The following is a 10728-nucleotide window of genomic DNA, read 5'->3' as shown; positions in this document are numbered from 1 at the left end:
CACGCCTCCGGGGGGCACGCCTCCGGGCGGGGCCCCCACGCCGCCTCCGCCCGGTGCGCCGGGTGCCGCGGGCGCTTATGTGCCGACCCAGCTCGTGCCGTCGCTCGGTCCCGGCGGCCCCGGTGGTGCGGGCGGCCCGACTCCGCCTCCGCCGCCGGGAGCGCCGAACCCGCCGGGCGGCACGCCTTCGGGTGGCGTTCATCACGCGGCCACGATGCTCGCGGATCCCGGCCGGACCGGCGGGGGGACACCTCCGCCCCCGCCGGCTCCGCCCAGTGCCCCTCCGGGCGCTCCGGGTGCCCCGGGGGCGCCGGGCGCACCTCAGCCGCCGGGCCCTCCGGGTGCCGTGCACCGTGCGGAGACGATGCTGGCCCCGCCCCCGCCGGGCGCTCCCGGCATGCCTCCGCCGCCTCCGGGGGCTCCCGGTGTGCCGCCGGGTGCGGTGCCACCGCCCGGCCCGCCGCCCATGCCCGGGCACTCCCTGCCCGGTCAGCCGCTCGCTCCCGGTCAGCCGCCCTCGGCCTACGGCTACCCCCAGCAGGGGCAGCCGATGGTCGGCCCCGGCTATCAGGCCGTGCTGCGCTACCGCGCGCAGGACGGTTCCGAGCAGCAGCTGATCCGGCGTTCCGCGCCGGGCATGCCGCATCCGGAGTGGCAGATCTTCCACGAGCTGCGGGCCATGAACGTGCCCCCGGACCAGGTGCTGGAGCTGCACACGGAGCTGGAGTCGTGCCGGCTGCCGGGCGCCTACTGCGCGCGGATGATCCGTGAGCAGTGGCCGCAGGCGCGCATCACGTCGATCGCGCCGTACGGCACCGATCACGCGAGCCGCCGGCAGGGCATCGAGCAACTCCTCGCCCACCAGGGCGAGCTGCACCAGGTGGCGGACGGGCCGGCCCGTCCGGGGCCGGTGCGTGCGCCGTTGCCGCCGGTGCAGCCGGCGCCGCCGGTCCCGCCGGAGGGCATCGCCCATGAGCTGGGTGCGGCCTTCGGGCCGGGCATCTTCCGGTTCGAGCAGGCCGCGGTCTCCCGGCAGGGCGTTCCGCCGATCGTGGCGCACACCTTGGTGGTGGCGGGGCTGCCGCTCGACATGGGGCCGTTCTTCTGGGCGCAGGCCCAGCCGGGGCGGCCGGTGCCGACGCTGGCGGAGCTGGCCGCCGAGCGCGGGGTGCAGGCGGCGCCGGACGCGGGCTCGTACCTCGTCGTGGGCAGTGACTTCGGCAAGGCGATCTGTGTGCAGTACGGCACGGCGAACATCGTGGCGGTGCCGGTGGAGGCGGGGCCGGGCGGTGGGCCCGTGCCGCCGCAGTTCGTGAACACGGGGCTGCCGGAGTTCGTGCGCTGTCTGGCGCTGCTCGGGCGGATGTGGCGGCTGCGCTACGGGCTGACCCAGGAGCAGGCGGGCCGCTGGACCGTCGACTTCCAGGCGCAGTTGGCGTCCTTGGACCCGGCGGCGCTGAGTTCGCCCGAGAGCTGGTGGTCGGTGGTGCTGGAGCAGATGTGGGACGGGCTGCTGTGAGGCGTCCCGGCTGACGGCCGCACCTCGTGCGGACGGGCCGGGCCCGGTTCTTGCGACCGGGCCCGGCCCTTTTTGCGCCTGCTGTGGGTCTGCTTTGTGTTCGCGTGTTCGTGCCCGCGTTCGGGTCCGTCCGTGTGTCCGCAGGTGTGTCCGCAGGTGTGTCCGCAGGTGTGTCCGCAGGTGTGTCCGTGGCCGTGCCCGTCGCCGGCGAAGCGACCCGCCGCGCGCCCGGAGTGTCGCGTTATGAACATCAACGCCCCATACATCAAGATATGCGCGAAATCATCATGTCGTATTCCGTTGGTGTTCCGTTCGTGCCGTCCGGCGGTGTTCCGGGAGCGTCCCGGCAGTGCGCCGGCGGTGTTCCGGCGGAGAGGGGTCCAGGATGAGCAGCGCACCGGGGTCGCCGTACGGCTTCGCGGTCGTACGGGGGCGCGGCTACCGTCCCGCCCAGGTCGACGCGTACATGGCTGCCCTCTCCGACAACCGGGACGCCGCGTGGGAGCGTGCGGCGCGGCTGACCGTCCTCGCCCGGGAGATGGAGACGGAGCTGGCCCGGCTGCGCGAGGCGGTGGAGGGGCTGGGCCCTCAGACGTACGAGAGTCTCGGCGAGCGCGCCGGGCGGCTCTTCGAGCTGGCGCAGGAGGAGGCGCAGGCGGTGCGCAAGAGCGCGCGGCGGGCGGCGCAGCGTCTGATGGAGACGGCACGGGCCGACGCGGAACGCGTCCTCGCCGCCGCCCGGGCGCAGGCCGACGCCGTGCGCACCCGGGCCGACGAGCAGGCCGAGCGGTGCCTCCTCGCGGCGCGGACGAAGGCCGACGAACTGCGGGCCACGGTCCGCCGGGAGGCGAAGGAACGCCGCGGCGAGGCGCTGGCCGTGCTGCGGGAGACGCGGCAGTACGCCTCCGGGATGCTCGCCGCGCAGGCCAGGGAGCACGCCGAGCGGTGGGCGGAGGCGGAGCGGGTGCGGGCCGAGCGGGAGGCCGCTCTCGAGGCGGAGCACGCCGCCCGCGCGGCGGCGGCCGAGGAGGCCCTGTACGAGGCGGTGCGGGCCCTGGCCGAGGCCGAGCAGGCGGCGCTGCGGGGGCAGCAGGAGGCACGGGCCCGGGCGGCGGAGGTGCTGGCCGAGGCCCGGCTGCGGGACGAGTGGATCGCCGGGGGGACGGAGCGGACGCCGCGCGAGCGCGGCGAGGGATGGGGCGACGGTGCGGGGGCGCAGGCCGGCACGGTGGCGCGGAGCGGTGTGACGGGACGCTGACCGGGCGGACGAGGGGCGGGCGGCCGACGACCGAGGGGCGGGCGGCCGACGACCGAGGGGCGGGCGGTCGGCGTACCGGGGGCGGGCGCTGCCCTGTGCGGGGCCTTTCCCGCGCGCCGGTTTGTCGTGGAGCGGCCGTGCGCTTGACCTTCACGCGGCGGGAGGGTGAAGACTTCCGGTGCGCCGATGGGGGGAGGCAACCCTGAGACGGGATCCGCCCTGCGGTGGAGAACCCCTAGGGGAAGCTCCGTACCCGAGGCTGGGGAGGGGTCGTCCCGCCGGATGACGTGCGGGGGCGGGAGTGTCCTTAACCTGGCTTTACACCGCAGGGGGGGCGGTGTGCCGCACCGACGGGGGTGGGGTTTTCCCCAGCAGAAGACTGCGCTGGGCACCAGCGCGCCAGGGGGCCTTCGCCGAGCAGACTCGACGGCGCAGCGATGCGCAGACGGCTGCGCACACCACTGCACAGACCACTGCACAGACGACTTCGCAGACCACGCGTCCGCAACCGACACGATCCACCGACCGACCGACTTAGGAGACTTGACGTGACATCGGCTGTGACCATTCCCAGGCACGGGGGTACTGGAAGGACTACGGCCGTTGCCGCGCGGGCGCGGCAGGTCGTGAAGGCCTACGGGGCCGGGGAGACCCGTGTCGTCGCCCTGGACCACGTCGACGTGGACATAGCCCGGGGCCAGTTCACCGCGATCATGGGGCCCTCGGGGTCCGGCAAGTCCACGCTGATGCACTGCCTCGCCGGTCTCGACACCGTGACCAGCGGGCAGATCTTCCTGGACGACACCGAGATCACCGGGCTGAAGGACAAGAAGCTCACGCAGCTGCGCCGGGACCGGATCGGTTTCATCTTCCAGGCGTTCAACCTGCTGCCCACGCTGAACGCGATCGAGAACATCACCCTGCCCATGGACATCGCCGGCCGGAAGCCGGACAAGGAGTGGCTGGACCGGGTGGTGGAGACCGTGGGGCTCGCCGGCCGGCTCAAGCACCGGCCCAACCAGCTCTCCGGCGGTCAGCAGCAGCGTGTCGCCGTGGCCCGTGCCCTGGCCGCCCGGCCCGAGATCATCTTCGGTGACGAGCCGACCGGGAACCTGGACTCCCGTGCGGGCGCCGAGGTGCTGGGCTTTCTGCGCCGGTCGGTGGACGAGCTGGGGCAGACGATCGTGATGGTCACCCACGACCCGGTGGCCGCCTCCTACGCCGACCGTGTGCTGTATCTGGCCGACGGCCGGATCGTCGACGAGATGGACAAGCCGACGGCCGATCAGGTGCTGGACCGCATGAAGGACTTCGACGCCCGGGGGCGCACGTCATGACCGTCCTGAAGACTTCCCTGCGCAACTTCCTCGCGCACAAGGGGCGCATGGCGCTGTCGGCCGTCGCCGTGCTGCTGTCGGTGGCGTTCGTCTGCGGGACGCTGGTGTTCACCGACACCATGAACACGACGTTCGACAAGCTGTTCCAGGCGACGGCGTCGGATGTGACGGTCAGCGCCAAGGACGCCTCCGACAGCGGTGAGACGACCTCCAGCAACGGCCGGCCGCCGGTGATACCGGCCTCCGTGCTCACCGAGGTGCGCGCGGTGGACGGCGTGAAGTCGGCCGAGGGCGCGGTGTTCTCGACCTCGGTGACCGTCGTCGACGGCGACAAGGACAGCCTTTCGCCGTCCAGCGGCGCGCCGACCATCGTCGGCAGCTGGAACGCCAACGAGGCCCGCACGATGGAGATCACCTCCGGTGCGGCGCCCAAGGGCGCGAACCAGGTGATGGTCGACGCCGACACCGCCGACAAGCACGGCCTGAGGCTCGGTGACGAGGTGGGCGTGATCACGGCGGTCGGCACGCACACCGCGAAGGTCTCCGGCATCGTCAGCTTCACCGTCACCAACCCCGGTGCCGCGGTCTTCTACCTGGACACCGAGACCGCCCAGCGGGTCCTGGTCGGCAGGACCGGTGTCTACACCGACATCAACGTCACCGCCGCCGACGGTGTCAGCGACACGCAGCTGAAGAAGAACGTGGTGGCCGCGCTCGGCGGCGACTACAAGGTGCGGACCGCCGAGGAGGTCGCCGACGCCAACCGGAAGGACGTCGAGAGCTTCATGAGCGTCATGAAGTACGCCATGCTCGGCTTCGCCGGGATCGCCTTCCTCGTCGGCGTCTTCCTGATCATCAACACCTTCTCCATGCTGGTCGCGCAGCGCACCCGGGAGATCGGCCTGATGCGGGCCATCGGCTCCTCCCGCGGGCAGGTCAACCGCTCGGTGCTGGCCGAGGCGCTGCTGCTGGGTGTCGTCGGCTCGGTGCTCGGTGTGGGGGCGGGCGTCGGTCTGGCGGTCGGGCTGATGAAGCTCATGGGCCTGATGGGCATGAAGCTGTCCACGGACGATCTGACGGTGGCCTGGACGACTCCCGTGGTCGGGATGCTGCTGGGCATCGTCGTCACCGTGCTGGCCGCCTATCTGCCCGCACGGCGGGCCGGCCGGATCTCCCCGATGGCCGCGCTGCGTGATGCGGGCGCCCCGGTGGACGCCAAGGCCGGCTGGGTGCGGGGTGTCGTCGGTACGGTCCTCACCGCCGCCGGAGGGTTCTCCCTCTACCTGGCGGGCACCGCGGACAAGGCGTCCGACGGCTCGCTGTGGCTGGGTCTGGGCGTGGTGCTGTCCCTGGTCGGCTTCGTCGTCATCGGCCCGCTGCTCGCCGGCGGTGTGGTCCGGGTCCTGGGCGCGCTCCTGCTGCGGGTCTTCGGCCCCGTCGGCCGGATGGCGGAGCGCAATGCCCTGCGCAATCCGCGCCGTACCGGCGCGACCGGTGCCGCGCTGATGATCGGCCTCGCGCTGGTGGCGTGCCTGTCGGTGGTCGGCTCCTCCATGGTGGCCTCCGCCACCGAGGAGCTCGACAAGGCGGTCGGCACGGACTTCATCGTCCAGAACGACATGGGCCAGCTGATCACCCCGCAGGCCGTGCGGGCGGTGGAGGCGGTGCCGGAGCTGGAGCGGGTCACCGAGTACAAGCTGGCCGAGGCCGCCCTCACCACGCCCGACGGCAGGACGCTGAGGAAGCAGACGCTCTCGGCGGCCGACCCGACGTACGCGACCGATCTGCGGGTGAAGACCGTCGAGGGCGAGCTGAAGGACGCCTACCGGCCCGGCTCGATGTCCGTCCCCGAGAAGTTCGCGAAGGACCACGGCATCGGCATCGGCTCGAAGATCAAGGTCGCGTTCGAGGGCGGCTCGACGGGCACGCTGACGGTCCGGGCGATCACCAGCAGCGAGGGCATGATCGACGCGGGGGCGAAGTACCTGTCGATCGACACGCTCGCCCGGCACGTCCCGGACGAGAGGATGCCGCTGACGGCGATGGTCTTCGCCTCGGCGAAGGACGGGCAGAAGGACGCCGCGTACCGGGCGCTGAAGGACGCGCTGCACGACTACCCGCAGTACACGGTGCGCGACCAGACCGACTACAAGGAGGCGCTGCAAGACCAGGTCGGCCAGCTGCTGAACATGGTCTACGGCCTGCTGGCCCTGGCGATCGTCGTCGCGGTCCTGGGTGTGGTGAACACCCTGGCCCTGTCGGTCGTGGAACGGACCCGGGAGATCGGCCTGATGCGGGCCATCGGCCTGTCGCGCCGGCAGCTGCGCCGCATGATCCGCATGGAGTCGGTCGTGATCGCCCTCTTCGGTGCCCTGCTGGGCCTCGGGCTGGGCATGGGCTGGGGCGCCACCGCCCAGCAGCTGCTGGCCCTGGAGGGCCTGAAGGTCCTCGACATCCCGTGGCCGACGATCATCGGGGTCTTCATCGGATCGGCGTTCGTGGGCCTGTTCGCCGCCCTGGTCCCGGCGTTCCGGGCGGGCCGGATGAACGTCCTGGAGGCGATCGCCACGGACTGACCCGTCATGGCGGGGGACGGGGCCGCGGCCGGGGCGGGCCGCGGCCCCGAGGACGGGCGGAGCAGGGGCGGCGGGGTGAGGCACCCCGCCGCCCCTCTGCGCGTCCGTTGTGTGTCCGTCTGAACGCCCCCTTGTTTGAATGTGTGTTCGACAGTGGTCGGGTGTGGGACGTTGTCCACAGCCCCCGCGACCACCGCCCCGGGCGTCGTACGCTGAAGGGACCCCGGCCCGCCGCGCGAGTCGGGCCCTTCGTGTTGCCCATCTCCGGACGGAAAACAACCCCCCATGACCCTGCACGGTCTGCTCGACGCCGTCGTCAAGGACCCCGCCCTCGCAGAAGCGATCACCGCCGCGGCGGACGGCAACCGCATGCACATCGACCTCGTCGGCCCCCCGGCGGCCCGCCCCTTCGCGGTCGCCGCCCTGGCCCGTGAGACCGGCCGCCCCGTGCTCGCGGTCACCGCGACCGGCCGCGAGGCCGAGGACCTCGCCGACGCCCTGCGCTCGCTGCTGCCCCCGCACGGCGTCGTCGAGTACCCCGCCTGGGAGACCCTCCCGCACGAGCGGCTCAGCCCGCGCAGCGACACCATGGGCCGCCGTCTGGCCGTGCTGCGCCGTCTGGCCCACCCCGACCCCGACGACCCGGAGACCGGCCCGGTCTCCGTCGTCGTCGCACCCGTGCGCTCCGTCCTCCAGCCGCAGGTCAAGGGCCTGGGCGACCTGGAGCCGGTGTCCTTGAAAAGCGGGCAGAGCGCCGACCTCGACGATGTCGTCGAGGCCCTGGCCGCCGCCGCGTACTCCCGGGTGGAGCTGGTGGAAAAACGCGGCGAGTTCGCCGTGCGCGGCGGCATCCTCGACGTGTTCCCGCCCACCGAGGAACACCCCCTGCGCATCGAGTTCTGGGGCGACGACGTCGAGGAGATCCGCTACTTCAAGGTCGCCGACCAGCGCTCCCTGGAGATCGCCGAGCACGGCCTGTGGGCCCCGCCCTGCCGTGAGCTGCTGCTCACCGAGGACGTCCGCGCGCGTGCGCGCGAGCTCGCCGAGCAGCACCCGGAACTCGGCGAACTGCTGGGCAAGATCGCCGAGGGCATCGCGGTCGAGGGCATGGAGTCCCTGGCGCCGGTCCTGGTCGACGACATGGAGCTGCTGCTCGACGTGCTGCCCGAGGGCGCCATGGCCGTCGTCTGCGACCCGGAGCGGGTGCGCACCCGCGCGGCCGACCTGGTGGCCACCTCCCAGGAGTTCCTGCAGGCCTCCTGGGCGGCCACCGCCGGCGGCGCACAGGCCCCCATCGACGTCGGCGCGGCCTCCCTGCGGTCGATCGCCGACCTCCGCGACCACGCGCGCGAGCTGGGCATGATGTGGTGGACCGTCTCGCCGTTCGCCGCGGACGAGACGGCCTACGACGGCGACGAGGACGAGGGCGCGGACACCCTCAAGCTGGGCATGCGCGCGCCCGAGACCTACCGCGGGGACACCGCGAGGGCGCTCGCCGACACCAAGGGCTGGCTCGCGGACGGCTGGCGCGCGGTCTTCGTCACCGAGGGCCACGGCCCGGCCTCCCGCACCGTCGAGGTGCTCGGCGGCGAGGGCATCGCCGCCCGCCTGGACGTGGACCTGAAGGAGCTGTCCGCGTCGGTCGTGCACGTGGCGTGCGGCTCCGTCACCCACGGCTTCGTCGACCCGGGCCTGAAGCTGGCGGTGCTCACCGAGACCGACCTGACCGGCCAGAAGACGGCCGGCCGCGACGGCGCCCGGATGCCGGTGCGCCGCCGCAAGAGCATCGACCCGCTGACCCTGGAGCCCGGCGACTACATCGTCCACGAGCAGCACGGCGTGGGCCGCTACATCGAGATGGTGCAGCGCACCGTGCAGGGCGCCACCCGCGAGTACCTGGTGGTGGAGTACGCCCCGGCCAAGCGCGGCCAGCCCGGCGACCGCCTCTACATCCCCACCGACCAGCTGGAGCAGATCACCAAGTACGTCGGCGGCGAGGCCCCCACCCTGCACCGGCTCGGCGGCGCCGACTGGACGAAGACCAAGGCACGCGCGAGGAAGGCGGTCAAGGAGATCGCCGCCGACCTGATCAAGCTCTACAGCGCGCGCATGGCCGCACCCGGGCACGCCTTCGGCCCCGACACGCCCTGGCAGCGCGAGCTGGAGGACGCCTTCCCGTACACGGAGACCCCGGACCAGCTCACCACGATCGCCGAGGTCAAGGCGGACATGGAAAAGCCGGTCCCGATGGACCGCCTGATCTGCGGCGACGTCGGCTACGGCAAGACGGAGATCGCGGTCCGCGCCGCCTTCAAGGCGGTCCAGGACGGCAAGCAGGTGGCGGTGCTCGTGCCCACCACGCTGCTGGTGCAGCAGCACTTCGCGACGTTCTCCGAGCGGTACGCGCAGTTCCCGGTGAACGTCAAGGCGCTCTCCCGCTTCCAGACCGACGCCGAGGCCAAGGCGGTCCTGGACGGGCTGCGGGACGGCTCGGTGGACGTCGTGATCGGCACCCACCGCCTGTTCTCCTCGGAGACCAAGTTCAAGGACCTGGGCCTGGTCATCGTCGACGAGGAGCAGCGCTTCGGCGTCGAGCACAAGGAGCAGCTGAAGAAGCTCCGCGCCAACGTCGACGTCCTGACGATGTCCGCCACCCCCATCCCCAGGACCCTGGAGATGGCCGTGACCGGCATCCGGGAGATGTCGACGATCACCACGCCCCCCGAGGAACGCCACCCGGTGCTGACGTTCGTCGGACCGTACGACGAGAAGCAGATCGGTGCGGCGATCCGCCGTGAGCTGCTGCGCGAGGGCCAGGTCTTCTACATCCACAACCGGGTGGAGTCCATCGACCGCGCCGCGGCCCGGCTGCGCGAGATCGTCCCCGAGGCACGGATCGCCACCGCCCACGGCCAGATGTCGGAGGCCGCCCTGGAGCAGGTCGTGGTCGACTTCTGGGAGAAGAAGTACGACGTGCTGGTCTCGACGACGATCGTCGAGTCGGGCATCGACATCTCCAACGCCAACACCCTGATCGTGGAGCGCAGCGACACCTTCGGCCTGTCCCAGCTGCACCAGCTGCGCGGCCGGGTGGGCCGCGGCCGCGAACGCGGCTACGCCTACTTCCTGTACCCGCCGGAGAGGCCGCTGACGGAGACCGCCCACGAGCGCCTGGCGACCATCGCCCAGCACACGGAGATGGGCGCGGGCATGTACGTGGCGATGAAGGACCTGGAGATCCGGGGTGCCGGAAACCTGCTGGGCGGCGAGCAGTCCGGGCACATCGCGGGCGTCGGCTTCGACCTGTACGTGCGCATGGTCGGCGAGGCGGTCGCGGACTACCGGCGGCAGCTGGAGACCGGTGAGATCAAGGAGGAGGAGCCGCCGCTCGAGGTCAAGATCGAGCTGCCCGTCGACGCGCACGTCCCGCACGACTACGCGCCCGGCGAGCGGCTGCGCCTGCAGGCCTACCGGTCCATCGCCTCCGCCAACTCCGAGGAGGACATCAAGGCCGTCCGCGAGGAACTCACCGACCGCTACGGCAAGCTGCCCGAACCGGTGGAGAACCTGCTGCTGGTGGCCGGGCTGCGCATGCTCGCCCGCGCGTGCGGAGTGGGCGAGATCGTGCTGCAGGGCACCAACATCCGCTTCGCCCCGGTGGAGTTGCGCGAGTCGCAGGAGCTGCGCCTCAAGCGCCTCTACCCCGGTTCGGTGATCAAGCCGGCCGTCCACCAGGTCCTCGTGCCCCGCCCCAAGACCGCGAAGGTCGGTGGCAAGCCCCTGGTCGGCCGGGAACTGCTCGGCTGGGTGGGCGAGTTCCTGACATCGGTCCTGGGGTCGTAGGCCCTGGGGGCGTACGTCCTGGGGGTCGTATGCCCTGGGGCGTGGACCGCACTGCATCCACACCCGGTTCGCGCCGCATCCGCGCCCCGTGCCCCGGTCCCCGTGCGGGACGAACATCACCCCGGTTAACGTGGGAAGTTGTGACAAGAGGACCGCACCAGAGGCGGGACCGGGCATATGAGGAGAGGGGCGCGG

Annotated in this window: 5 protein-coding genes; all 5 read left to right on the top strand. The window is 72.3% G+C overall.

What is annotated here, in order from left to right; translation table 11 throughout:
• The coding region (locus ABD224_RS07185; protein ID WP_344048052.1) for an SUKH-4 family immunity protein at positions 1–1519 on the top strand (1519 nt) is incomplete at its 5' end.
• A gap of 385 nt (positions 1520–1904) precedes the next feature.
• On the top strand, positions 1905–2777 hold the full coding sequence (locus tag ABD224_RS07180) for a cellulose-binding protein (protein WP_344048050.1): 873 nt from the start codon (positions 1905–1907) through the stop codon (positions 2775–2777).
• 548 nt (positions 2778–3325) lie between these two features.
• Positions 3326–4114 carry an ABC transporter ATP-binding protein gene (locus tag ABD224_RS07175; protein WP_344048048.1) on the top strand — a complete coding sequence of 263 codons (789 nt, stop codon included), beginning with the start codon at positions 3326–3328 and terminating at the stop codon, positions 4112–4114.
• Positions 4111–6690 (top strand): ABC transporter permease, encoded by a 2580-nt coding sequence (locus ABD224_RS07170; protein ID WP_344048046.1) that lies wholly within the window; start codon positions 4111–4113, stop codon positions 6688–6690. The genes ABD224_RS07175 and ABD224_RS07170 overlap by 4 nt, the downstream gene beginning before the upstream one ends.
• 285 nt (positions 6691–6975) lie before the next feature.
• Entirely contained in the window at positions 6976–10533 is a 3558-nt protein-coding gene (gene mfd / locus ABD224_RS07165; protein WP_344048043.1) for a transcription-repair coupling factor, read from the top strand.
• The last annotated feature ends 195 nt before the right edge of the window (positions 10534–10728 follow it).

Source organism: Streptomyces thermoalcalitolerans, from assembly GCF_039525155.1.
In the GTDB taxonomy this organism is placed as follows: Bacteria; Actinomycetota; Actinomycetes; order Streptomycetales; family Streptomycetaceae; genus Streptomyces; species Streptomyces thermovulgaris.
The sequence above is the reverse complement of the archived record's forward strand: the minus strand, read 5'-3'. Positions and strand labels throughout refer to the sequence as shown.

Bases quoted from the DNA above. Each gene is read 5' to 3' on its own strand.
- ABD224_RS07180 (WP_344048050.1), top strand. From the start codon at position 1,905: ATGAGCAGCGCACCGGGGTCGCCGTACGGCTTCGCGGTCGTACGGGGG.
- ABD224_RS07170 (WP_344048046.1), top strand. From the start codon at position 4,111: ATGACCGTCCTGAAGACTTCCCTGCGCAACTTCCTCGCGCACAAGGGG.
- mfd (WP_344048043.1), top strand. From the start codon at position 6,976: ATGACCCTGCACGGTCTGCTCGACGCCGTCGTCAAGGACCCCGCCCTC.